Origin of the sequence: Microbulbifer thermotolerans (assembly GCF_900112305.1) — a bacterium.
Taxonomy (GTDB): Bacteria; Pseudomonadota; Gammaproteobacteria; order Pseudomonadales; family Cellvibrionaceae; genus Microbulbifer; species Microbulbifer thermotolerans.
On sequence record NZ_FOKT01000005.1, the window covers coordinates 370,489 to 393,714 of the forward strand.

General features: G+C 60.7%; 27 protein-coding genes. 12 read left to right on the forward strand and 15 right to left on the reverse strand.

Annotation, left to right across the window (positions count from 1 at the left end; genetic code table 11):
* Window positions 1-100: 100 nt before the first annotated feature.
* On the reverse strand, window positions 101-778 hold the full coding sequence (gene flgA / locus BM155_RS10310) for a flagellar basal body P-ring formation chaperone FlgA (RefSeq protein ID WP_074902940.1): 678 nt from the start codon (window positions 776-778) through the stop codon (window positions 101-103).
* A 156-nt stretch (window positions 779-934) separates the two neighbouring features.
* On the opposite strand from flgA, the gene flgB reads away from it, so the two are divergent.
* The 11 genes from flgB (at window position 935) to flgL (ending at window position 10,574) form a co-directional block, all read left to right on the forward strand.
* Window positions 935-1,345 carry a flagellar basal body rod protein FlgB gene (gene flgB / locus BM155_RS10315; protein ID WP_074902942.1) on the forward strand — a complete coding sequence of 137 codons (411 nt, stop codon included), beginning with the start codon at window positions 935-937 and terminating at the stop codon, window positions 1,343-1,345.
* An 18-nt stretch (window positions 1,346-1,363) separates the two neighbouring features.
* Window positions 1,364-1,765 (forward strand): flagellar basal body rod protein FlgC, encoded by a 402-nt coding sequence (flgC, locus tag BM155_RS10320; RefSeq protein ID WP_067154900.1) that lies wholly within the window; start codon window positions 1,364-1,366, stop codon window positions 1,763-1,765.
* Window positions 1,765-2,445 (forward strand): flagellar hook assembly protein FlgD, encoded by a 681-nt coding sequence (gene flgD, locus BM155_RS10325; RefSeq protein WP_067154897.1) that lies wholly within the window; start codon window positions 1,765-1,767, stop codon window positions 2,443-2,445. Before flgC ends, flgD begins: the two co-directional genes overlap by 1 nt.
* A 22-nt stretch (window positions 2,446-2,467) precedes the next feature.
* Entirely contained in the window at window positions 2,468-3,658 is a 1,191-nt protein-coding gene (gene flgE / locus BM155_RS10330) for a flagellar hook protein FlgE (RefSeq protein ID WP_067154894.1), read from the forward strand.
* Between the two features lie 83 nt (window positions 3,659-3,741).
* Entirely contained in the window at window positions 3,742-4,497 is a 756-nt protein-coding gene (locus BM155_RS10335; protein WP_074902944.1) for a flagellar basal body rod protein FlgF, read from the forward strand.
* A 193-nt stretch (window positions 4,498-4,690) separates the two neighbouring features.
* Window positions 4,691-5,473 carry a flagellar basal-body rod protein FlgG gene (gene flgG / locus BM155_RS10340; protein WP_067154889.1) on the forward strand — a complete coding sequence of 261 codons (783 nt, stop codon included), beginning with the start codon at window positions 4,691-4,693 and terminating at the stop codon, window positions 5,471-5,473.
* Window positions 5,474-5,486: 13 nt separating this feature from the next.
* On the forward strand, window positions 5,487-6,158 hold the full coding sequence (locus BM155_RS10345) for a flagellar basal body L-ring protein FlgH (RefSeq protein WP_067154886.1): 672 nt from the start codon (window positions 5,487-5,489) through the stop codon (window positions 6,156-6,158).
* 11 nt (window positions 6,159-6,169) lie between these two features.
* Window positions 6,170-7,267: a flagellar basal body P-ring protein FlgI gene (locus tag BM155_RS10350; RefSeq protein ID WP_067154883.1), complete on the forward strand. Its 1,098-nt coding sequence runs from the start codon at window positions 6,170-6,172 to the stop codon at window positions 7,265-7,267.
* Entirely contained in the window at window positions 7,267-7,584 is a 318-nt protein-coding gene (locus tag BM155_RS10355; RefSeq protein WP_067154880.1) for a rod-binding protein, read from the forward strand. The genes BM155_RS10350 and BM155_RS10355 overlap by 1 nt, the downstream gene beginning before the upstream one ends.
* Before the next feature lie 158 nt (window positions 7,585-7,742).
* Window positions 7,743-9,362 (forward strand): flagellar hook-associated protein FlgK, encoded by a 1,620-nt coding sequence (flgK, locus tag BM155_RS10360; RefSeq protein WP_067154876.1) that lies wholly within the window; start codon window positions 7,743-7,745, stop codon window positions 9,360-9,362.
* A gap of 15 nt (window positions 9,363-9,377) precedes the next feature.
* Window positions 9,378-10,574: a flagellar hook-associated protein FlgL gene (gene flgL, locus BM155_RS10365; RefSeq protein ID WP_067154873.1), complete on the forward strand. Its 1,197-nt coding sequence runs from the start codon at window positions 9,378-9,380 to the stop codon at window positions 10,572-10,574.
* Between the two features lie 115 nt (window positions 10,575-10,689).
* Here the strand turns inward: flgL and fliR are convergent, their stop codons facing one another.
* The 13 genes from fliR to fliF form a co-directional block, all read right to left on the reverse strand.
* A complete protein-coding gene (gene fliR, locus BM155_RS10370; RefSeq protein ID WP_074902946.1) occupies window positions 10,690-11,475 on the reverse strand; it encodes a flagellar biosynthetic protein FliR in 786 nt (261 codons plus the stop codon).
* Window positions 11,476-11,727: a flagellar biosynthesis protein FliQ gene (gene fliQ / locus BM155_RS10375; RefSeq protein ID WP_367620072.1), complete on the reverse strand. Its 252-nt coding sequence runs from the start codon at window positions 11,725-11,727 to the stop codon at window positions 11,476-11,478.
* 14 nt (window positions 11,728-11,741) lie between these two features.
* Window positions 11,742-12,500, reverse strand: coding sequence for a flagellar type III secretion system pore protein FliP (gene fliP, locus BM155_RS10380; protein WP_082817514.1), 759 nt, complete (start codon window positions 12,498-12,500; stop codon window positions 11,742-11,744).
* Window positions 12,497-12,886, reverse strand: a complete 390-nt coding sequence (gene fliO / locus BM155_RS10385; RefSeq protein WP_074902948.1) for a flagellar biosynthetic protein FliO — start codon at window positions 12,884-12,886, stop codon at window positions 12,497-12,499. Before fliO ends, fliP begins: the two co-directional genes overlap by 4 nt.
* On the reverse strand, window positions 12,883-13,377 hold the full coding sequence (fliN, locus tag BM155_RS10390; RefSeq protein ID WP_067154862.1) for a flagellar motor switch protein FliN: 495 nt from the start codon (window positions 13,375-13,377) through the stop codon (window positions 12,883-12,885). The genes fliO and fliN overlap by 4 nt, the downstream gene beginning before the upstream one ends.
* Window positions 13,374-14,417: a flagellar motor switch protein FliM gene (gene fliM / locus BM155_RS10395; RefSeq protein WP_067154859.1), complete on the reverse strand. Its 1,044-nt coding sequence runs from the start codon at window positions 14,415-14,417 to the stop codon at window positions 13,374-13,376. Before fliM ends, fliN begins: the two co-directional genes overlap by 4 nt.
* A 13-nt stretch (window positions 14,418-14,430) precedes the next feature.
* Window positions 14,431-14,910, reverse strand: a complete 480-nt coding sequence (gene fliL / locus BM155_RS10400; RefSeq protein ID WP_067154856.1) for a flagellar basal body-associated protein FliL — start codon at window positions 14,908-14,910, stop codon at window positions 14,431-14,433.
* Between the two features lie 276 nt (window positions 14,911-15,186).
* Window positions 15,187-16,368: a flagellar hook-length control protein FliK gene (locus BM155_RS10405; RefSeq protein ID WP_074902950.1), complete on the reverse strand. Its 1,182-nt coding sequence runs from the start codon at window positions 16,366-16,368 to the stop codon at window positions 15,187-15,189.
* A gap of 10 nt (window positions 16,369-16,378) precedes the next feature.
* The gene (gene fliJ / locus BM155_RS10410) at window positions 16,379-16,843 is read right to left on the reverse strand and encodes a flagellar export protein FliJ (RefSeq protein WP_074902952.1); all 465 of its coding nucleotides are present in this window, start codon (window positions 16,841-16,843) and stop codon (window positions 16,379-16,381) included.
* A gap of 10 nt (window positions 16,844-16,853) precedes the next feature.
* On the reverse strand, window positions 16,854-18,230 hold the full coding sequence (gene fliI, locus BM155_RS10415; RefSeq protein ID WP_074902954.1) for a flagellar protein export ATPase FliI: 1,377 nt from the start codon (window positions 18,228-18,230) through the stop codon (window positions 16,854-16,856).
* Window positions 18,227-18,904 (reverse strand): flagellar assembly protein FliH, encoded by a 678-nt coding sequence (locus tag BM155_RS10420; RefSeq protein ID WP_074902956.1) that lies wholly within the window; start codon window positions 18,902-18,904, stop codon window positions 18,227-18,229. The genes fliI and BM155_RS10420 overlap by 4 nt, the downstream gene beginning before the upstream one ends.
* Window positions 18,897-19,901 (reverse strand): flagellar motor switch protein FliG, encoded by a 1,005-nt coding sequence (gene fliG, locus BM155_RS10425; RefSeq protein ID WP_067154841.1) that lies wholly within the window; start codon window positions 19,899-19,901, stop codon window positions 18,897-18,899. Before fliG ends, BM155_RS10420 begins: the two co-directional genes overlap by 8 nt.
* Window positions 19,894-21,606, reverse strand: coding sequence for a flagellar basal-body MS-ring/collar protein FliF (gene fliF, locus BM155_RS10430; RefSeq protein WP_067154839.1), 1,713 nt, complete (start codon window positions 21,604-21,606; stop codon window positions 19,894-19,896). Before fliF ends, fliG begins: the two co-directional genes overlap by 8 nt.
* Window positions 21,607-21,834: 228 nt before the next feature.
* Between fliF and fliE the strand changes: the two genes are divergently transcribed.
* Window positions 21,835-22,152, forward strand: coding sequence for a flagellar hook-basal body complex protein FliE (gene fliE / locus BM155_RS10435; protein WP_067154836.1), 318 nt, complete (start codon window positions 21,835-21,837; stop codon window positions 22,150-22,152).
* 69 nt (window positions 22,153-22,221) lie between these two features.
* On the opposite strand, the gene BM155_RS10440 is transcribed toward fliE, so the two are convergent.
* Window positions 22,222-22,575 (reverse strand): flagellar protein FlaG, encoded by a 354-nt coding sequence (locus BM155_RS10440; protein ID WP_067154833.1) that lies wholly within the window; start codon window positions 22,573-22,575, stop codon window positions 22,222-22,224.
* Window positions 22,576-23,226: the final 651 nt, after the last annotated feature.

Below are 23,226 nucleotides of genomic sequence, written 5' to 3' on the forward strand. Positions count from 1 at the left end.
GGGGGAATCTCCATCATGTTTCGTTGGCTATATCGGCCCGTTTTAACGCTTCTTTAACTGACAGCTGTGGCGTTTGTCGCAAATCCGGCGTGATCTGGCGCTAAAAATTGACCTGTGCCTGCCCCGGGCCACTTACCACTGCAAATATTTGTCTTCTGTCCGCCAGACGCACCCGTATTTTTTCACCGAGTGCACCCTCCTCCAGGGCGATCCCTTCGCGGGCGATGCGGAATCCCTGGCCGCGCGCCTCGACGGTTACCGGTTGGCGCCGCAGCACCAGGGGAACAGGCTTTAGCTGCTGTTCTTGCAGCACCGTACCGGCATTCAATGGACGGCTCGCGATTTGCCCGACTATCTGCTCCCGCTCCAGCACTGCGCCCCGGGGCAGGTTGCTCAGATCACCTCTGGTTCTGCGCAGCATGTCCGCGTCGATCCGGGTGCCGGCCTCTATCCGCCGGGCGCTCACCCAGTAGTCACCGATGATCGATATCTTTGCCTGCAGGTAGCGGACTCTGCCGTCGGCGCCGCAGCGCACGCCGACGGTGACCAGGCCGCGTAGCTGTTGCCCCTTGCCAGGCAGGAAAGGCCTTGGATTTTCACAGTGCGGCAGTCGCGCGGGTGCCGGTTGTACTTCAATCCGCACTTCCCGGCCCGGTTGTGTGGCCTGCCGGCTGAGAAATTTGCGCACGGCATCTGTCGCCGGGTCCGTTGTCGCGGCGGCACAGAGGGACTGCGCGAACAATAGCAGTGCGATCAGCGGACCGCGGAGTTCGTTCATCTAATTGGCTGCTTATCAGTTTGGGCAGATTGTAAGTGGCGGAGGCTGGGATGAAGAGCGGAAATGGGGGCAAAACCCCGGCTTGTTTTTCCCTTTGGCTTTGCTTTCTCGGCGGTAGCCTCGAATGTGACCAAGTAAGACTCTGGGAGTTACGGCATGATCGATCGACTCGCCGCCACCCTGAATTTCGATCGGGAGGCGCTCAATCTGCGCCACGAGCGCCAGAAGGTGCTGGCCGGCAATATCGCCAACGCGGATACGCCCACCTACAAGGCCCGGGATTTTGATTTTTCCCGGGAGCTGGCGCGCGCTGTAGAGCGGGGAGGCGCGGAAGGGGGCCTGACGGCGCGTACCACCTCGCCGCGACATCTGTCCGCAAGCGCATCATCGACGACATCCCTGGATTTGCTGTACCGGGTTCCCGATCAACCGAGCCTCGATGGCAACACGGTCAATATGGATGTGGAGCGGAGCTACTTTGCGGACAACTCGGTCCGTTATCAGGCCGCGCTGACCATCCTCAACGGCCGTATCCAGGGGCTGAAGTCCGCCATGCAGTCGGAATAAAAGGGGTAGGAGAGGCCAATGTCAATGTTTTCGATTTTTGAGATTTCCGGTTCGGCCATGACCGCCCAGGCCCAACGCATGAATGTGACCGCCAGTAACCTGGCCAATGCGGACAGCGTGGCCGGTCCGGATGGCCAGCCCTACCGCGCCAAACAATTGATATTTGAAGCGCGCGGCCGCGAAGGTATGGGTGGCGTGTCGGTGCGTGGCCTGGTTGAGGATCCGTCGCCGCTGCGGCTCGAATACCGCCCGGACCACCCGTTGGCAGACGACGATGGCTATGTGCAAATGCCGAATGTGGATCCGGTTGGCGAGATGGTCAACATGATTTCCGCTTCCCGTTCATACCAGGCCAACGTGGAGGTAATGAACACCAGTAAGCAATTGATGCTGAAAACCCTGACCCTGGGAGAAAACTGATGGCTGTCACTAATGTGATCGACAGCGCGGTGCGCGACGCGCTCAACACCACCGCAGGCGCTTCGACCCAAAACGCCGGGCTGGAGCTGCAGGAGAGTTTTATGACGTTGCTGGTGGCCCAGCTGCAAAACCAGGATCCGATGAATCCGATGGAAAACGCGGAGATGACCTCCCAGCTGGCGCAGATCAATACCGTCACTGGTATCCAGAATTTGAACGACACGCTGGAGGGCATCACCGGGCAGCTGGATGCCAGCCAGTTGATGCAGGCCACCAGCCTGATCGGCAAAGGCGTACTGGTACCCGGTGACCGGGTGTTGGTGGGAGAGGAGGGTGTTACCACGCCCTTCGGTATAGAGCTGCCGGCAGGCGCCGATGATGTGCGTATCACCATCCGCGACGGCAACGGGGAGGTGGTGCGCAGTTTCGAACCCTTCTCCCTTTCTGCCGGTACCGAATCCTTTACCTGGGATGGTACTACCGATGAGGGCACCCTTGTCGCGGAGGGCGCCTATACGGTTTCCGTGCAAGCCTACGCCAATGGTGAGCCGGTGGATGCAACTGTACTCAACTATGCCCTGGTCAATGGCGTCAGCCTGGACGACCAGGGCGCGCCGCTGCTGGATCTGGGCGGTGTTTCCGAACCTGTCGATCTGAGCGACATACGTCAAATTCTCTGATAAACATTTCAAGGAGCAAACCATGGGATTTTCGCAGGCGCTGAGCGGCCTTAACGCCGCCGCCACCAACCTGGATGTGGTGGGAAACAATATCGCCAACTCGGCAACGGTCGGCTTTAAGAGCTCCAGTGTGCAATTCGCCGATGTCTACACCGGCGCCCTTGCCGGGCAGGGCACCCGGGTTTCCGCGGTGTTGCAGGACTTCTCTAACGGCACCTTGGAATCCACGGGTCGTAACCTGGATCTGGGGATCAACGGTAGTGGCTTCTTCCGCTTCACTCAGGGTGGAGAGGTGCTCTATTCGCGCAACGGCCAGCTGATTCTGACCAGCGACGGTTATCTGGAAAATGCCCAGGGGGCGCGCCTGACCGGCTTCCCCGCAGGCGTTGGCACTGGCGGCCAGCCGGAAGAGCTGCAAGTCCCCGCGGGGGCAATGCCGGCTTCAGCCACAACGGAGGTGGAGGCATCGTTTAACCTCGACGCGACCGTCAGCATTATCGATCGCGCAATCACCCCATTTAGTGTGGCGGACGCTGACAGTTACTCCTACGCCAACACCGGGACCGCCTATGACTCACTGGGTGTGCAACACACCATGACAACCTATTTCACCAAGACGGCGGACAATACCTGGGAAGTGCGCGTGGCGGTGGACGGTGTCGATGATACCGTCAACGTGGGGCAGCTGATTTTCACCAGTAACGGTACCCTGGATGTCGCTTCGAGCACCTTCCCCACATACAGCTTCACCCCGGCTGGTGGCGCTGATCCACTTAATTTCACCATCGCCTTCGATGGCACCACGCAGTTTGGCAACGATTTCTCCCTGGATTCCCTGAGTCAGAACGGCTACACGTCCGGCGCTCTGGTGGGCATCAGCTTCGATGAAGACGGCAATATCATCGGTAACTACGCCAACGAGCAGAGTCAGGTGCTGGGTACCGTGGCGCTGGCCAATTTCCGCAACGAAGAGGGGTTGACCCCGGCAGGCGACAACGTCTGGGTGGAATCCGGCAGCTCCGGTCAGCCGCTCTTGGGGCTGGCCGGAACCGGGCAGTTCGGCACCCTGGAGCCGGGAACGGTGGAAGTGTCCAACGTGGACCTCACCCGGGAGTTGGTGGACCTGATCGTGGCCCAGCGCAATTACCAGGCCAATACCCAGACCATCAAGATACAGGACGAGGTGCTGCAGAGCGCGGTGAACCTGCGCTAACGGCAGTTCGTTCTGGTGCCCGGGCCGATGCAGTAACGCGAATCGGCCCGGGCGCAATTGCCTGAAAGAACGAGAGCACAGTTATGGATCGCATTCTCTACACCGCCATGAGCGGCGCCCGTCAGAGCATGGAACAACAGGCGGTGGTCAGCAACAACCTGGCCAATGTTTCCACCTCGGGCTTTCGCGCCCAGCTGCACGCGCTGCGCGCCGTACCGGTGCAGGGGGATGGCCAACTGCCCACGCGAGTTTCGGTTATGGCCTCCACTCCCGGCGCCGACTTCAGCGCCGGACCGGTGAACGCCACTGGCCGCGACCTGGACGTTGCCCTGCAGGGCAATGCCTGGCTGGCGGTGCAGGCTGCCGACGGCAGTGAGGCCTATACCCGCCGCGGCGACCTGCAAGTGGACGCCAACGGCATGCTCACCACTGCCGGCCGCCCGGTGATCGGGCAGGGCGGGCCCATCGTAGTGCCCTTGGGTGCGTCTCTGTCCATGGGTGCGGACGGCACCCTGAGCGCGATTGGCGCCGGTGAGGACCCCGAGGCTCTGGCGCAAGTGGGCCGCCTCAAGTTGGTCGATCCGGGCGAGACGCGCCTAGTGCGCGGCGAGGACGGCCTCTTCCGCGCTCCCCCGGATGCCGCCGACAACAGTGCTCCGCTGCCCGCGGATGAAAACGCGCGCCTGATCAGCGGCGCGCTCGAGGGCAGTAACGTCAACGCGGTGGAATCTATGGTCGCCATGATCGACAACGCCCGGCGCTACGAAATGCAAATCAAAGTGATCGAGAGCGCTGACGAAAATGCCCGGCGGGCGGACAACCTTTTATCCATTGAATAAACAACCAAGGGGAAGGCTGCCCGGCCAAAGCCTGTGGCCGCCTGCTGCCGGTGGGTGCCTTGCGGACACGCCGTGAATATGTCCATGTCGGCTTGCCTGCGAGCCCCCTCTCGCAGACAGTCCCGCAAGGCAACCACCGGCAGCATTCTTCGCATCGTTTTGTGGCGCCAACCCGCCCTGAGAGGAAAAGAAAATGATCAAATCACTGTGGACAGCCAAGACCGGCCTCGAGTCACAGCAAGTAAAAATGGATGTGATTGCCAACAACCTGGCCAACGTCAGCACCAACGGCTTCAAGAAATCCCGCGCTGTATTCGAGGACCTTCTTTACCAGAACCTGCGCCAGCCCGGTGCGCAAAACGATATGCAGAACACCCTGCCATCGGGCATGCAGGTGGGCAGTGGTGTGCGCCCGGTGGCCACCGAGCGGCTCCACACCCAGGGCGGCCTGGAGCAAACCGGCAACTCCCGCGACCTGGCCATCAACGGCAAGGGATTCTTTCAGGTACTTCTGCCTGACGGCACCACCGCCTATACCCGTGACGGCAGCTTCCAGCTGGACGAGAACGGCCAGATGGTGACTTCCAGCGGTTACCCCCTGGAACCGGCGGTGATTATTCCGGAAAACGCCCTGTCAGTGACCATCGGCAAGGATGGCGTGGTATCGGTAACCGAGCCGGGTTCCAGTGAGAGTGTGGAAGTGGGCCAGATTACTCTATCCACTTTCGTCAATCCGGGGGGCCTGCAAAGCATCGGTGAAAACCTCTACCTGGAAACTTCCGCCTCCGGTATGCGCACCGAAAGCATGCCCGGCTTGAACGGCGCTGGCAGCCTCTACCAGTCCTACGTGGAGACCTCCAACGTCAACGTGGTGGAAGAGATGGTCAGTATGATCCAGACCCAGCGCGCCTACGAGATCAACAGCAAGGCGGTGCAGGCATCCGATGAAATGCTCTCCCGCCTGGCCCAGTTATAAGCGGATCGGGACCATGCTGTCTGTAGTTAAGAAGATCACCGTCGCGGCCCTGATCATGCTCAACGCTGGTTGTGCGTATCTGCCGCGTTCCTCGGTGGTGAGTCAGGAAGAGTGGGTGTCGGTGCCCGTGCCGCCACCGGCGAAACCCAACGGTGCGATTTATCAGGCGGACCGGGGCTACCGGCCGCTGTTCGAGGACCGCCGCCCGCGCATGGCGGGAGACCTGCTTACCGTGGTGTTCAACGAACAAGTGAGTGCCTCCAAGAGCGCGGAGAGCAACGCCAACCGGTCCGGCACTGGATCGCTCACTTCGACGGTGGTTCCGGATGGCCTCGAAAGCCTGACGGATTACGGCTTTGATATCGAGGGCAGCAACGACTTTGAAGGCGGTGGTGGCGCAAGCGCGGAAAACACCTTCACCGGCACCATGGCGGTGACCGTGCTGGAGGTGCTTCCCAACGGCAACCTGCGCGTACGCGGTGAAAAGCAGATAGTGATCAACCAGGGCACTGAGTACATCCGGTTTTCCGGCATTATCGATCCGCGTGAGATTTCCAGCGCCAACACCGTGCTCTCCACCCAGGTGGCCGAAGCGCGCATTGAATACGTCGGCGACGGCTATATCGACGAAGCGCAGCACATGGGCTGGCTGCAGCGTCTGTTCCTGAACCTCTCCCCCTTCTGACGGCAGCGACGATGAGATTCCCATTCCCGAACTGGATACTGTTGTCACTGGCGCTCGCCGCTGTCGCGGCGCGCGCTGAACCTTTGCGTGAACTGGCGGATTTCGCCGGTGTGCGCGACAACCACTTGGTGGGCTACGGCCTGGTAGTGGGGCTGGACGGCACCGGCGACCAGACGATGCAGACGCCCTTTACCACACAGAGCCTGATCAACATGTTCTCGCAGCTGGGAATTACCATTCCCGAGGGCACCAATATGCAGTTGCGCAATGTGGCCGGGGTGATGGTCACCGCGGAGCTGCCGCCATTCGCGCGGCCCGGCCAGCGCGTCGATGTGGTGGTGTCATCCATCGGTAATGCCCGCAGCCTACGCGGGGGAACGCTGCTGATGACCCCTCTGAAGGGGGTGGACGGCCTCACCTATGCCGTTGCCCAGGGCAACCTTCTGGTGGGCGGGGCCGGTGCCGAGTCCGGTGGTTCCAGCGTACAGATCAACCAGCAGGCGGGCGGCCGTATCGCAGGTGGTGCCCTGGTGGAGCGCGAAGTGTCCCTGGATCTGGGGGCCAGCGCGTTGGAGCTGCATCTGCGCGAGGCGGACTTCGGCACGGCGCAGCGCGCGGTGCGCGCCATCAACGCCGAATTCGGTCGCCCGGTGGCGGAGGCGGTGGATGCCCGCGTTATCCGCCTGCAAGGCCCCGGGCGCCCCAATGAGCGGGTCAACTTTATGGCGCGGGTAGAAAGTGTCCAAGTTATGCCGGTGGAGCCGCCAGCGCGGGTGGTGCTCAATGCCCGCAGTGGCTCGGTGGTATTGAACGGCCGCGTCACCCTGGGCCCCGCCGCCGTGGCCCACGGCAACCTGTCGGTGGTAATCAACACCGATTTCGGCGTCAGTCAGCCAGCGCCCTTCGGAGAGGGGCAGACGACGGTCGTGCCGAGCAGCGATATCACTGTCCGCCAGCAGATGGGCTCCCTGCAGTTTGTCGAGGGCGCGGATCTGATGGAAGTGGTGGATGCGCTCAATGCCCTCGGCGCCACGCCCCAGGATCTGATGTCGATTTTGGAAGCCCTCAAGGCGGCGGGTTCGCTGCGCGCGGAACTGGAGATTATCTGATGGATAACGCGTTGGTGAGCGGACACTTCGCTCTGGATGTACAGGGGCTGGAACGGCTGAAAAACGAAGCGGCGGAGGACCCGCAGAAAAACCTGCGGGCGGCCGCGGAACAGTTCGAGGCGCTCTTCCTGCAGCAGTTGATGAAGAGCATGCGCGAGGCCACCCCCCGCTCCGGGCTGATCGACAACACCGGCATCCGGTTTTACGAATCCCTGTACGACCAGCAGCTGTCCCAGCACTTGGCCGGACGGGGCCTTGGATTGGCCGAGCAGCTGGTCGAGCAGTTGTCCAGCCGCACAGGCAGCGGTGGCAAATAAAAGTAGTGGCCAAGACTCAAGCCGGGGCGCTTACCGGCCGATAACTGATATAGGTCTTGTGATTATTAAAGCCGGCACGGGCGTATGCCCCAGCTGCTGCTTTCCCCTCTCCGCGGCAGCTGTGCCTTCGCGGAGCAGCTGAAAAGGAAAGACTAACAATGAGTATGTTTTCGATTGGCTTGAGCGGCCTCAACGCCGCCCAGATCGCACTCAACACCACCAGCAACAACATCAGCAATGTCTATACCGAGGGCTACAACCGGGAACTCACTCTGCTCGGCGAGCGCAGTGGCGGCCTCGGTGTGCAGGTCAACGACGTGCAGCGCCAATTCGACGACTTCGTGGCCAACCAGCTCAATGGAGTTAGCAGTACGGCAAGTGCGCTGGCCAGTTACGAAGTGCAAGTGTCCCAGATCGACGATCTACTCGCCGATAGCGATGCGGGCCTGGCCCCTCTGATACAGAATTTCTTCTCCTCAATCGAAGATCTTACAGCCGCCCCCTCCGACCCGGCTGCACGCCAGGGAGTAATCGGAGCGGCGGATACGCTGAGCGCCCAGTTCCGCGCCTTTGACGACTACCTGCAGGATATGCGCGAGGGCGTCAACGATCAGATTGCCGATGAGATCACCCAGATCAACAACACTGCCGAGCAGATTGCCAGCCTCAACCGCGAGATAGCTCTGGCCAAGGCCAAACACGGAGAGGCGCCCAACAGCCTGCTCAACCAGCGCGATCAGCTGGTGGCGGATCTTAGCGAACGCATTGATGTGCAGCTGACGGTGCAGGAAAGCGGCACCTACAACCTGTCCATCGGCAATGGGCAGCCCATAGTGGCGGGGTCCCAGACCTTTAGCCTGGAGGCGATAGACTCCGCCGCTGACCCCAGCCGTACAGTGGTCGGCTACCACGACTCCGCCGGCAACCTGATCGAACTCAAGGAAGGCATGATTTCCGGCGGTTCCCTGGGCGGATTGTTGACCTTCCGCAGCGAAACGCTGGACAAAACCCAGAATCAGCTCGGTCAGCTGGCTGTCTCCCTCGCACTGGGCGTGAACCAGCAACACAACGCTGGGGTGGACCAGTACGGCAATCCGGGCACGGATATGTTCGCTATCGGCCAGCCGCGCACTTTCAGCAATGCGGACAACAGCGGCACCGCCACGATCAGTGCGGTTTTTGACGATATTACACAGCTCACCGCCAGCGATTTTGAACTCACAGTGACCGATGCCGCCACCGGTCAGTTCGAGATCACCCGCCTGGATACTGGTGACACCTTCACCGCCACCCTCGATGCCAGCGACCAGCTGACCTTCGGTGGCGTAGTCGTCACTGTCACTGGCGCAGCGAGCCTGGTGGACGGCGACAGTTTCCAATTACAGCCGGTGCGCAATGTCGCCAGCGGTATGGAAAATCTGATCCAGGACGGGGCGGAAATTGCCGCGGGGCTCGGCGGCGGCAGTGGTGACAACGAAAACGCACTCGCACTACAACAGCTGCAGAACGCACAGTTGGTTGGCGGCTCGGCCACCCTGAACGGCGCTTATGCGGCCATGGTCAGTGATGTGGGTAACCGCACCAATATCGTCCAGGTAAACCTGGAGGCACAGGAGGGGCTCACTGAGCAGTTGCGCGCGCTGCAGTTATCGGACTCCGGCGTGAATCTGGATGAAGAGGCCGCCAACCTGATTCGTTATCAGCAGTATTACCAGGCCAATGCCCAAGTGATCCAGACGGCTGCGACCGTGATGGACGCCATCCTGGGCCTGAGATAAGGAGATTCGGACGCCATGCGTATCAGCACTGTTACCGTTTATGAACAGAGTATGAGCTCCATGAACCGCCAGCAGGGCGAGTTCCTCAAGGTGGGGCAGCAGATCGCCTCGGGCCGCCGTGTGGTCAACCCTTCCGACGACCCCCAGGCCGCCTCGCAAGCCGTACAGGTGTCCCAGTCCCTGGCGATCACCGAGCAGTACACCGACGCCCGTGTCAGCGCCCGCAATGCACTTTCCCAGGAAGAGAGCATTCTCAATGGCGTCAGCGATGCCATCGCCAGTGCCAAGACCCTGATCGTGCAGGCGGCCAGCGACACTTTGAGTGACGAGGACCGCGTTTCGGTAGCGAGCGAACTGCGGGGTATCTACGAGACACTGATCGGCCAGGCCAACGCCACCGACGGCAATGGCCGCTACCTTTTTGGCGGCTATCAGGATGATAGCGCGCCTTTTGTCCGCAGCGGCACGGGGAACGTAATTTACGTCGCCGATAACAATAGCCGCGAAGTACGCATCGACGCCTCCCGTTTAATGCCGGTGGCGGACAATGGTATCGAGGTATTCCAAAGTGTAACCGCCAGCGCCGGCTATGTGGCCGAGGCGGATTCCGCCAATACCGGCAGTGTCACCTTCAAAGGGCCCAATGTGGTGGACGAGACGGACCCCGGCTACGGCGGTGCCTTCGATATCACCTTCTCTGTGGTGTCCGGAACCGCTACCTACTCCATTAACGGCGGTGCGCCGCAACCCTACGCGTCGGGGCAGGCACTCAGCTTTGGCGGCCTGACCATGATTCTTGAAGGCGAGCCCGCCGACGGTGACCGAATTACTGTCGACCTGGCGCAAAACATGAACACGGATCTGTTCGCCACTTTCGAAAAGGCTCTGTCAATTCTGGAACAGCCGGCCAGCACAGACAGCGAAAAGGCCGCGCGCGCGAATACCTTGAACACCGTGATGCGGGAGTTCGACAACAGCCTCGATAATGTGCTCACCGTCCGCGCCTCTGTTGGGGCCCGCTTGAATGAGCTGGATGTAGTGGACTCGGTGGCAGCAAACCGGACCCTCAACTACCAGCAGGAATTGTCGGATCTGGTGGACCTGGACTACGTGGAGGCCATTGCTGAATACAGTCTGCGCCAGGTCGGCCTGCAGGCAGCACAACAGGCTTTTGTCGATATCAAAAGTTTGAGCCTGTTCGACCGTCTCTGATTGCCTTCCGCTCGCTGGGCGGCGGGAAGCCGCCCAGATCAACCTCGCCACCTCCTTAACAAACCACCTGGGAATTGACTTCTGGACTGTGAAAAGACTCTGGAAGCCAGGCCCGCTACAGCGGTGCCAGCGTCTCCACCAGCTGCTGCAGAAAAAGCAGTCCGCCACCAAACAAGTGTTGTAGAAAGCGGCCGAAGTCGGTCATCAATACGGTCAGTAACAAGAGTCCCAGTGTCAGAGAGGTGGGGAAACCCACGGAAAAGACCGTCAGCTGTGGCGCCGAGCGGTTGAGAATACCGAGGGACAGGTTAATGATCAGCAGCGCGGCCACCAGGGGCAGTGCCAGCAGCAGGCCAGAGGCAAAGATAGTGCCGCCGTAGCGCACCAGAAGTTCCATACCGCCGGGATTGAGGCCGGTATAGCCGATGGGCAGGGTGTGGAAGCTGGAGGCGAGGATGTCGATAACAATCAGGTGGCCGTTTACCGCCAAAAACATCATCAAGGTGATGGTGTTGAAAATGCGCGACAGCACCACTGTGTTGACCCCATCTGGAGTGAGGAAGGTGGCGAACGCCAACCCCATCTGCAGGCCGATATATTCCCCCGCCGCTTGCACCACGCTGAACATGACCCGCAGTGCGAGTCCCATGGCCGCGCCTATCAGCGTTTGTTCAACAATGATGCCGAGCCCCGCCCAGGACCACACCGGCGCCTCGGGCATGGGGGGGAGACCGGGTGCCACGGCCGCGGCGAGCAAGGCCGACAACCCAACTTTCACCCGCGCAGGCACCGCCGAGTGGCCGAGCAGCGGCGCGGCCATCAGGAATGCGGAAATACGCATAAATGGCCACAGAAAGGCCACCAGCCAGGCGTGCAGTTGCGCGTAGGTGAGCTCAACCACTCAGGAGACCAGAAAAGGGATACTTTGGAAAAGTGTGCGGGTGTAGTCGGTAATCAACGAGAGCAGCCAGGGGCCGGCGATTACCAGCACCGCGAACACCGCCAGAATTTTTGGAATGAATGACAGGGTCATTTCGTTAATCTGAGTCGCCGCCTGGAAAAGGCTGACCAGCAGCCCCACTAGCAGGGCGGTAAGCAGCATGGGCGCGCCCATATAGAGCGTGGTCATCATCGCCTTGTAGGCGATGCTCATAACAGTTTCCGGACTCATACGAAGAAGCTCTGCGCCAGTGAGCCAATCAATAGTTGCCAGCCGTCCACCAATACAAACAGCATCAGCTTGAAGGGTAGGGAGATGGTGGCGGGGGGCACCATCATCATCCCCAGGGACATCAGCACGCTGGCCACCACCAGGTCGATAATCAAAAAGGGAATAAATATCGTAAAGCCGATTTGGAAGGCGGTTTTCAGTTCGCTGGTGACAAACGCCGGGAGCAGTACCCGCAGTGGGGTATCTTCCGGGCTCTGCAGCGGCCCGGCTTCGGCCAGGCGCGCGAACAGGGCGATATCCGGTTCGCGGGTCTGGGCCAGCATAAACTGTCGCAGTGGCTGAATGCCGCGCTCCAGTGCCTGTTCGAAACTGATTTCATCGGCGCTGAGCGGCTGCCAGGCCACGGTGTAGATTTCCTGCAGCACCGGCGACATCACGAAGAAAGTCAGAAAGAGCGCCAGACCCAGAAGCACCTGGTTGGGCGGAGTTGCCTGGGTACCCATGGCAGTACGCAACAGTCCCAGCACGATGATGATGCGGGTAAAACAGGTCATCATCAGCAACACCGCCGGGATAAAGGCCAGACTGGTGAGCAGCAGCAGTGTTTGCAGTTTGATGGACCACTGCTGACCGCCGTCCGCTGTGGGTTGACTGGTAATGCCGGGCAGGCCGGTCTGCGCCCAGGCGCCGTCGGCGAAGGCGAGACTGGCCAGCAATGGCAGCGCCAGCAAAAACACTTTCAGTACCGGCTTCACGGTTTGCTCCTCCGCCCGTTGAGGTTTTGGCCCAGGGCACGGGCGAAGCGCTGGGCAAAGCCCTCGCCGTCTTCCTGTGTGCCCCGAGGGGCTTGCGGCGGTGCCGGTAGCTGGTGCAGTTTGCTGACGCTGCCGCCACCGACGCCCAGTACGAGCCAGGTGTCCTCTATTTCCACTACTACAACCCGCTCGCGCGGGCCTACCGGGCGGCTGGCGATAATGTTAAGGGCTGGATTGGCGCCGCTTTGGCCTGTGGTTCCGAGTCGTCGCAACAGCCAGCCGCACAGAACGATCAGACCGATCAGCGCGACCAGCACCAGGGCGGTTTTGCCCAAGAGGGCCATACCGCTGACGGCCTCGCCGGCGTTGGCGCTCGCGGGGTTCATCGGTTCAGTTTCTGCACGCGTTCCTGTGGGGTAATGATCTCGGTGATTCGGATACCGTATTTGTCATCCACTACCACCACTTCGCCCTGGGCGATCAGGTAGCCATTGATCAGTATGTCCATGGGTTCGCCCGCCAGGCCGTCTAACTCGATGACCGAACCCTGGGCCAGTTCCAACAGTTGTTTGATGGTGATGCGGGTTCGGCCCAGCTCCACACTGAGTTTCACCGGTATGTCCATCACCATTTCCAGATCGCGGGCAGCGGTGCTGCCATCGCCCTGTTCCAGCGGCTTGAAAATCTGCTCGCCCACACTGCGCGCGGCGGTGTCGGCGCTCGCTGCGGAGGCCCCCTGTTCGGCCAGGGCTTCAGACCAGGGGTCGGCATCGCTCAGCTGTTCAGTCATGGCTGCAGCCCAGCTGTCTTCGGTGGTGTTTTCTTTTACGGTTATTTCTTCAGCGTTGTTCTCTGCGGTTTTTTCGGCGTCGCTCATTGCTCGCTCTCCTCGCTCTTGGGCATTGCCCCTTCAATGAAATTGCCGGCACCGAGCAGCGTCCGTCCGCCGCTGCGCTCTATCAGCCGGGTGACGCGCAGGGCACGCTGGCCGTTACGGCAGCCGTATTCACATTCCAGTACAGGTACACCGTCCACCCGCGCGGTCACGGTTTCCGGCAGCTCCAGTGGCAGGATGTCACCCTGCTGCAGTTTCATGACCGCGCCGATACGGCTCGGCAGGCTGGCGAATTCCGCCACCAGTTCAATTTTTGACTGGCGTATTTCACCTGCCATGCGCTGGTTCCAGCTTTTATCGCGCGCGCTGCGCGCATCCAAAACGGGATTAGTCAGCAGATCGCGCAGTGGCTCGATCATCGAATAGGGCATACAGATCTGGAAACGGTCGGACAGATTGCCCACATCCAGATTAAAGGTGGTGTTGACGATGACTTCGTTGGGTGAATTGGTGATATTGGCGAAGCGCGCCTGCAACTCCGAACGCAGGTAGCTGATATCCAGTTCGTACACGGACTGCCAGGAGTCTTGATAGGCGCCGATGGCCAGGCGCAGTATGCGCTGGATTACCCGCTGTTCCGTATTGGTGAATTCGCGACCCTCCAGGCGGGTTAGGAAACGTCCGTCACCACCGAACAGACTGTCCACCACCATAAACACCATGCTGGGCGGAAAGACCATCAGGCCGGTGCCGCGCAGGGGCTTCATGGAAATCAGGTTCAGATTGGTGGGCACCGGCAGGTTGCGGGCGAAGTCCTTGAAGCTCTGGTAACGGACCGATTCCACGGTGATATCGGCGCTGCGCCGTATCAGGTTAAACAGGCTGACGCGGAAATGCCGCGCGAAGCGCTCATTGATGATGTCCATCCCGTGCAGCCGCTCCCGGATCACCCGCTGCTGGGTGGCGGGATCGTAGGGTCGCATATGGGGGACATCGCTGTTGCTGTCGGCACTGTCGGTATCGCCGGGGCCGTGCAGCAGGGCGTCGATTTCTTCCTGGGAGAGTAGGTCGTCCTGAGCCATGGTCCGACCTCCGTTATTGCACGATGAATTCGGTGAAAAGTACGTCGTCGATGTGCAGCTGCGGCTGGGACTCGGCCATAGGCTCGGCCAGCGCGGCGAGAATAGCGGCGGTTAATTCGCGCTTGCCCTCGGCCGTGGCCAGTTTCTGTGGGTTCTGGGCTGAATGCAAAACCAGCAGGCGGCTGCGCACCTGGGGCATGTGTTTGAGGAGGAACTCCTCGGTATCTTTATCAGCCACTTGCAATGACAGGCCCACATACAGCAGGCGACCGTAGAAATCGTCCTGCAGGTTTACAGTGAAGGGGTCTATTTTGACGAAAATCGGGTCGGATGGACGCTTGGCTTTCGTAAGCGTTACAGCGGAGGTGGGTTTGCCGCCGCTCTCGATTTTCATCAGCAGTACCACGTTTATCGCTACTACCGCGGCGAGCAGTACTGCTGCTATTACCGCCAGCCACACCAAACCGCGGGATTTGCCAGATGTATCAGCCATTCACTTGCGCCTTATAACGAAAACTTCCCAATGGATGCCAAAGGAGTATGCCGGTGGCACAGATTTGGGAATTTGAAGAAAAGGGCGGCGTATTGGGCTTATCTCGGCGTTTAGGGAATTTCTGATTCATTCACTGCCTGCCCGTGCGGATACTGCGCGCCCAGGTAATGGAATTGATATATCGACACCGCCGGACACAGGGAGGTAACCGGAGGGACGAAAGGGAAAGTTTTTGCGTCTGCGAAGGGGCGCTCCCATTATCTGCGGGCCCTGAGGTCACGCATATAAATCCACGCCTCCGGTGCGGCTGGTGGGTACCTTGATGTCTGCAGCCGCGGACGCGATTTCGGGTGCAGTTTCACTGCCGCCAATGTCACCTTCCCGGTAATTGCGTTCCGGGGATTGCTGTTGGTTCTGTTGTTGTTCGCCTACCGTGGCTTCTCCCAGTGCGATGCCCTGTTGCGCCAGGGCATCCCGCAGTTGCGGAATCGCCTGTTCCACCGCAGTGCGCACCGAAGCCTGGGCGGCGAGGAACTGCACCTTGGCGCCTTGGTCGTCCAGGGTCAGGTTGACCGACAGCGGGCCCAACTCGCGCGGGTTCAACTGCAGCTCAATCGTCTTGTCGCCCCGCTGAGCGATTCCTACGAGCTGCTGTTCCAGCTCGCGCCCCCAGGCATCGCTCGCCAGGGGGGATTGCAAAGTCAGGGGTGCACTGCTTGGACCGACTTGTGCCGCAGCCGGTGAATTGGTGGTTAAGGCCGGGGCTGCGGCTGGATGAGTGGCATTGCCCGCGTCCGCCGCGGACATCAGCCCCGACACCGCACTCTCCGAGGATGCCAGCACGGATGGAACCGCTCTTTCCTGTACTGTATCGGCGCCGGCAGTGGTTACTTGCGCAGGGGGGGCATTTGTGGGTTGTGTGCCGGCGCTGACTGCAGCCATAGCCGCGGCTGTATCTGACGGGCCAGCCGCGGAGGAAATTTGGGCGGAGACTTCTTGTATTGCCGCACTTGTGGCTGGATGTTGGCCGGGTTGCAGACCACTTATAGTCGGCGTTGCGGCGGCGTTCTGCATGATTGCCGAGGGGGCCTTCCCGGTGTCTGTGGCCGGGGCAGTGGAGGCCGTCTTCGCGTCGGGCGCCGCAGTGGAGGACACAGTGAGGGGCGCGGCCAGCGCGGAAGCCAGGAGTTCGTCATCTGCGACCTCTTGTGCGACTGTTTCCGCATCAGTTTTCAGCGCGGCGCTTGCCGTTGCGGAATCCAGTGTGAGCGCCGTGAATTTTTCCCGCGCCGGGGCTGGAAGGATTTCGGACAACAGTTCTGCGCTTACGCCTTCCGGTTCGCGGACAGCTGCCGCAAGTGCCTGGGCGAAGGAAGCACCATCTTCGCCGCCGGCGGTACTCGCAAAACCCTTGTCGGTATTGGCGGACAGCGCGGTGAGTAGTGCGGTGATATCCATTTTCTCTCTCCTAGACGAGGCTGGGCTCTTCCGCGGACTGGCGCCGCGCGAGGATATTCTGGGTGATTTCGTCGGACTGCAGGCGTTCGCGCCGCTGCTCCTGTTGGCGCTCCCGCTCGGTGCGGCGCGCTGCCAGTGTGTTGTAGGACGATAACTGCCGCTGGCGTTGGCGCCAGTGATCGCGGCTGGCGGCAATCCTTTCCTGCTGCTGATCCAGGGCCGCCTGGGCGCGGGCGATGGCGCCGTCGAGCGAGCGGATAAAGCGGTTGTAATCGTCCAGGGCGGCGGAGCTGATACCGCGCGCCATCGCCTCCTGTAAACGCTGGCAGTATTCCCGGCGGTACTCTTGCAGAGTCTTCAGCTGGGCAGCGGTGGTTTCGCCGCCGCGCTGCTCTTCTGCCAGCAGGCGCCCTGCGGCGTCGCGGGCCTTGCGGCTCTGATCGATCAGTGTGTTCAGTGGATCGGATGCCTTCATGGTTCACCCCCTATTGAGTGTCACCGAGTAAAGCGGTCATGGCCTGCCGGGCGTCGTCGATATTCGCGCGCTCGCCGATGCTTTGGCGCAGGAAAGATTCCATACGCGGATATAACTGCACGGCTTCATCCAACAGGGGATCCTGACCGGGGCTGTAGGCGCCGACACTGATCAGGTCCCGGTTGCGCTGGTAACAGGAGAACAGCTGCTTGAAGCGCTGTGCATTGCGCTGCTGGCCGGTGTCGGTAATCGCGGTCATGGCGCGGCTGATAGAAGCCTCGATATCGATGGCCGGGTAGTGGCCGGCTTCCGCCAGGGTGCGCGACAGCACGATATGGCCGTCGAGGATGGCGCGCGCTGCGTCGGCGATGGGATCCTGCTGGTCGTCACCTTCCGTCAGCACCGTGTAAAAAGCGGTGATAGAGCCGCCGTTCTCGCCGTTACCGGCCCGTTCCACCAGTCCGGGCAGCTTGGCGAATACCGAAGGTGGATAGCCCTTGGTGGCCGGTGGCTCGCCGATGGCGAGGGCGATTTCGCGCTGGGCCATGGCGTAGCGGGTCAGTGAATCCATGATCAGTAGTACGCTCTTGCCCTGGTCGCGGAAGTACTCCGCCACGCGGGTGGCGTAGGCGGCCCCCTGCAGACGTTGCAGCGCCGTGGTGTCCGCCGGGGCTGCCACCACGACCGAGCGGCGCAGGCCCTCTTCACCGAGGATATTGTCGATAAAGTCTTTGACCTCGCGGCCGCGCTCGCCGATCAAACCCACCACGATGACGTCGGCGCGGGTGTATCGGGCCATCATGCCGAGCAGCACGGATTTACCCACGCCGGAGCCGGCGAAGAGCCCCAGGCGCTGGCCCCGGCCCACGCACAGGAGGCTGTTGATCGCGCGTATGCCCACATCGATCTGTTCGTGGATGGGCGTGCGCGCCAGGGGGTTCAGGGGCGCGGCGGAGAGGGTATCGAGTTGGTCTTCCGGCAGCGGAAGGCCACCGTCGAGGGGGTGGCCGCTGCCGTCCACAATCCGGCCCAGCAGGGCATCGCCCAGGGGAAAACGGCGCGCGCCACTGCCACCCAAAGTAAACACACGGGCACCGGGAGTGAGGCCGCCAATCTCTTCCAGCGGCATTAAAAACACTCTGTCACCGGCGAAGCCCACCACTTCCGCTTCGGCGAAAGCGGCTTCCGCCCCAGCCGCCCGCGGGCACAGTTCGATGCGGCAACCACTGCCCAGGGGGACCTGCAGCCCCACGGCTTCCAGCACCAATCCCGTTGCGCGCACGATCCGGCCACTGGCCCGGTAGGTGGAAAACTGCTCCACCCGCTCGGTGCAGTCGCCTAGGGCGCGGCGCCAGCGCTCGCTGTGGGGATTGGCGACCGCGGTCATTGCGGTGTTTCTCCGCGATCGGCGGTGCCGCGCAGGCGCTTGTATACCCCTTCCTGCAGCTGTTGCCAGCGGGTTTCGAGGCTGGCGTCCAGCTCACCGGAGGGGCCAGTCACCCGGCAGCCGCCACGGCTCAGGCGCGGGTCGGGCCGCGTTTGCCAGCCACTGGCGGCGAGTTCGCGTTCCAGCTCCGCCTCCACCAACGGCAGGTCTTGCGGATGTAGCCACAGGCGTGAGCCGCCGTTGAACAGCGGTTCCTCGCGCATCAGATGGCGCACCACTTCGACCACTTGCTGCGGGCGGGCCTCCAGTGCTTCGCCGGCCAGCTGCCGTCCCACGGCAAGGGCCATTGCCGCCAGATCAGCCGCAATCTCCTCGTCGTGGCGGGCCAGGGCATCGCTAAACGCCTGCGCCAGTCCGGCGAGAGGTTGCAGTAGTTCCCTGCGCTGGCGTTCGCTCTCCGCTTCGCCGGCGCGGCGGCCTTCCTCCAGCCCTTTGGCCAGCCCTTCCTTGTGCCCGGCGTCGAATCCGGCCTGCCAGCCTTCGCGGCGGGCCTGCTCGCGCGCCGTCTCCAGCCGTGCACGCAGTTCGGCGCGGCGCTCGGCGGCACGGCGCCGCTCGGCCTCGCCGTCGAGTTCGCCCATGCGCCAGGCGCGCCAGGAGAGGGCATCAGACATAGACTTCGTCCCCGCTGGTCAAAACAATTTCGCCGCTGTCGGCGAGGCGTCGCACCACCTGCAAAATAGTTTTCTGCTCCCGCTCCACCTGGGAGCGGCGCATGGGGCCTGCGGTCTCCATTTCTTCGCGCAGCAATGTGCCGGCGCGGCTGGACATATTGCGCAGGAATTTCTCCAGCAGGTCGTCGTCGGCGCCCTTAAGGGCGACAACCAAGGATTTGGTGTCGATTTCCTTGAGCAGCAGTTGTATCGAGCGGTCGTCGAGTTCGATAAGGTTTTCGAACAGGAACATCTCGTCGATGATCTTCTGCGCCAGGTCCTCGCTGTGGGCGCGTACACGCTCTATGACGGTTTCCTCGGCGCTGGAGCTCATCAGGTTGAGGATTTCCGCAGCAGTGCGCACGCCGCCCATCTTGGCGCGTTTGAGATTCTGCCCATCGAGCATACTGGTCAGCACTTCGGTGAGCTCTTGCAGTGCCGCCGGTTGCACGCCATTGAAAGTGGCGATACGCAGTACCACGTCATTGCGCAGCCGGTCGTCGAACTGTTCCAGGACGGCGGCGGCCTGACGTCGCTCCAGATGCACCAGAATGGTGGCGATAATCTGTGGGTGCTCGTCGCGGATCATTTCCGCCACCGTGTTGGCCTCCATCAGATTCAGCGCGTCTATACCGGTTTCGGCAGCGTGCTGCTCGAAGATATCCTCAAGCAGGCTGGAGGCGCGCTCATCCCCCAGAGCCTTGGTCAGCACCGCGCGGATGCGGTCGCTGGAATAGAGGTTCAGGGCGCTGTACTCTTCGGTCTCGTCGTAAAAGTCCTGCAACACCTGGCGCATTTCCTCGTGGGAAACGGTGGTTAGTGAGGCCATTTCCTGGCTGAGTTCTTGCACTTCACGCGTGGAGAGGTGTTTGAACACCTCGGCGGCGCTATCTTCGTCCAGGGCCAGCAGCAATATGGCACTGCGGCGCAGGTTGCTCATTGTGCTTTGATCAGTCATTCCGGTTCATCCAGCTGCGCACGATCATGGCTACCATCGCGGGGTCTTCTTTGGCCATTTCCTGCAGCTCTTTCAGGTTCTGCTCGTAGGCTGAGGAGCGGCGCTTGCGGCGCGGCGGTGGGATCTCTTCCTCAGCTTCAGCTTCTTCAGGTCGTTCAGCGTTATTGGTGTTCTGCACGGTGGCGCTCTGGGGTACAGCCGTCGGAGCGGGTGGTGCAATTGCTTCGGCGTTCAGTCGTGCGTACCTGTCTACCAAGGGACGCAGCACCAAGCGGTACACCATCAGGACTGCCAGTGCCGCAAGCAGATAGCGGGCCAGGCTGAGCAGTGCTCTTTGCCAGAAGGGATCCTTGTACCAGGGAATATCCTCCGGCAGCGCTTCTCCAACTGGTGCGAAGGGACTGTTGACGATCTGCAGACTGTCGCCGCGGTCTTCGGAGTAGCCCATGGCTTGGCGCACCAGGTTTTCCACGCGCTCCAATTCGGCATCGGAAAGTGGAACCTGCTCAGTAGCGCCCTCTTCTGTGACAGCCTCGCGATAATTGACAACGACTGCCGCTGACAAGCGCAGTATCCGTCCTCGCTGTCGTTGAATATGGGTGATATTGCGGTCCAGCTCGTAGTTGACCAGCTGCTCTCTGCGCAGGCGGCCTCTGTTGTTTTCTTCGCTGTCTGTCTGTTCGGCTTCGTCGTTATTGTTGTCTCCGTTTAAATCAATCGGAGACGCGGCGGCCCCGGGCGGGGTGTTGGTGAGTGCGCCGGGAATACCGCCGATGGCTTCCGGGTCGCCGTCGAAGTCTGTATTGCGGTGTTCACTGCGCACGGCCGCGGGGAGGCCGTCCTGGTTGGGGGTGTAGCGTTCGCTGGTTTCCTCGCGCTGGTCAAAATCGATTTCCGCCGCCACCTGCGCGCGGATATTGCCATTGCCGAATATAGGAGCGAGGATATTTTCGATTCGTTGGCGGTAGTGTTGTTCTATATCGCGCACGTATTCCAGTCGGCTGCCATCCAGGCCGAGGTTGCCGCCGGGACGGGACAACAGGCGGCCGTTCTGATCCACCACGGTGACATTTTCCATCGTGAGGTCCGGCACGCTGCTGGACACCAGGTGCACTATGGCATTGACCTGCCCGTCGCCGAGACTGCGACCCGGTGCCAGAGTGAGTACTACCGAGGCTTTGGCTGGTTCGCGTTCGCGGATAAATACCGAGGGCTTGGCCATGGACAGGTGCACCCGCGCCCGGGATACAGGGCCCAGGGATTCGATGGAACTGGCCAGCTCACCTTGCAGACCGCGCTGGAAATTCACCTGCTCGGCAAACTGGCTGACACCGAAGGCCTGGTTGTCCATGATTTCGAAGCCGGCGTTGGCCCCTTGGGGTAGCCCCTGCTCGGCCAGCTGCAGGCGCAGCTTGTAAACTTGGTCGCCGGGTACCAGCAGGGTGCGGCCGCCCTGTGTGAATTCATAGGGCACAGCACGGCTCTCCAGTTCGCTGATAATGCGGCCGCCGTCCTCTTCACTGAGATTGCTGTAGAGCACCCGGTATTCTGGTGCGCCTGCCCACATCCACAGCGCGACCAACAGGGCCACGGCAGCGCTGCCTGCAACGAGCAGCGGTATCAGGGGATTGGTAAAGAGCCGGGCGGACAACTGGCTGAGTGCCGGTGTCGCGGAACCGGGGTTGGTTTGGATTGCGCCGCTCATACCACTTCCCTCCGGGGCTGGATACGGCTGGGCGCGGGGTTTAATGGTGACAAAATAGAAGGCATTGCTGCTCTAGTCGATCCTGGCGGCTAATAACTCCTCGCTGATTATGGCGGGGGGCATCGCGGACAAAGGAAAGAAAAGCCCGTTTTTTTGCCCCTAATTGGCCGCTTGGTACCGGGCGGCACGCTGTTACCTTTGCCCTGAAAGGTAAATGAGATAGCCATAATGACCAGCCCAGTAATCGACGGCGTATTGGAGCAGATGCGTGGCCTCGCTGCAGAGGCCCGGGGTGGCAGCGAACGAATCGACCTCAAAGTGGGCGGCGGCTTCGCCGATGCTCTGCACGACAGTTTGAAGAAAATCAACCGGTTGCAGAACGCCAGCGGTGAGATAAGTCGCGCCTTTCAGTCCGGTGAACCCGGTGTGGCTCTGCATGACGTAATGATTGCCAGCCAGAAAGCGAGTATCGCCTTTGAAATGGGGGTGCAAGTGCGAAATCGGCTGGTGACTGCATACAAAGACATCATGAATATGCAAATCTGACCGGCTGGTGCGGTTGTAGCGGATTTACCCTCAAGCGTGCCGGCAGTCTATCTTGGCCAGCGTACCGTATCAGACTTGAAGGCTCAGTAGGCGCCCTCGCACTTCCTCTAAACGCTGGGCGGCATTGAGCGCCTCTTCCGTTGGAATCTGCCGAATTACTTCCCCGCTTTCCCGGTCCACCAAACGGATAATGATGCGGTCACTGTCCTCGCTGGCCTCGAATTCCACACCATAGCTTCTTAATACTTCGTTAACTTGTTGCACCGCTTTGACTAACTCTTGCTCTGAAACCGCGTAAGAGTCCGATGTGCTTTTCTCTCCATCCGGCGCCGCAGAAAATTGTGCGAGAACCTTTTCCACCCGCTGGCGGGCGGCCAGATAGGAAAGTTGAGCGGGAGTATTATTGTCTACAGGAGAGGGCATGGTAATAATCCTTCCGTTTTACTGATGATACTTTGTACAGGTTATCGACAGAAGGATAAGAAACTTTATTTAGCGCTGGTGTTCACAGCAGGTAAAAAAAAGCCCCCGGGAGGGGGCGAAGCACGGTCCGAATTTGGGGGAGTATGGAGAGGGAACCGCGCAGTGAAAGAAGGCCCAGGGTTAGCCAACTTTCAGTATCTTGACTTCCTGCTAACAAGTATCGGCAGTGATCGCGGTAACTTTAGAGGGGTGGTGATAAATTTTATTGGGGAACCTCTGATTAATTCGCGAGAACACTACGGTAGCTTCCGGGGCGTTCAGGCAATAGGACGGATATTCGAAAACGCACGAATACATCCCTGTATCCGACGGTTTCGAATATCCGTCCTATCACCTGAGTTTCACATCCGCTCCCGAAGAACCTCTGCCACCAGAAAGTGAATTAATCAGGGGTTACTTAGTATTTTAGATTGATCAGAGCGTGGGCAAGAGAAAAAATCTGCGTAAATGGGTGCTTACACATCCGTGTGCTGCAGTTCGAAACTTCCGCCTTTTCGACTGAGTGCTTTTTTAGGGCTGGATCAGTACCTTTCAAGAGCGAATTGGAAAGTCGTTCTTCATCCCTGGAACGAATTAATCAGGAATGTGAGT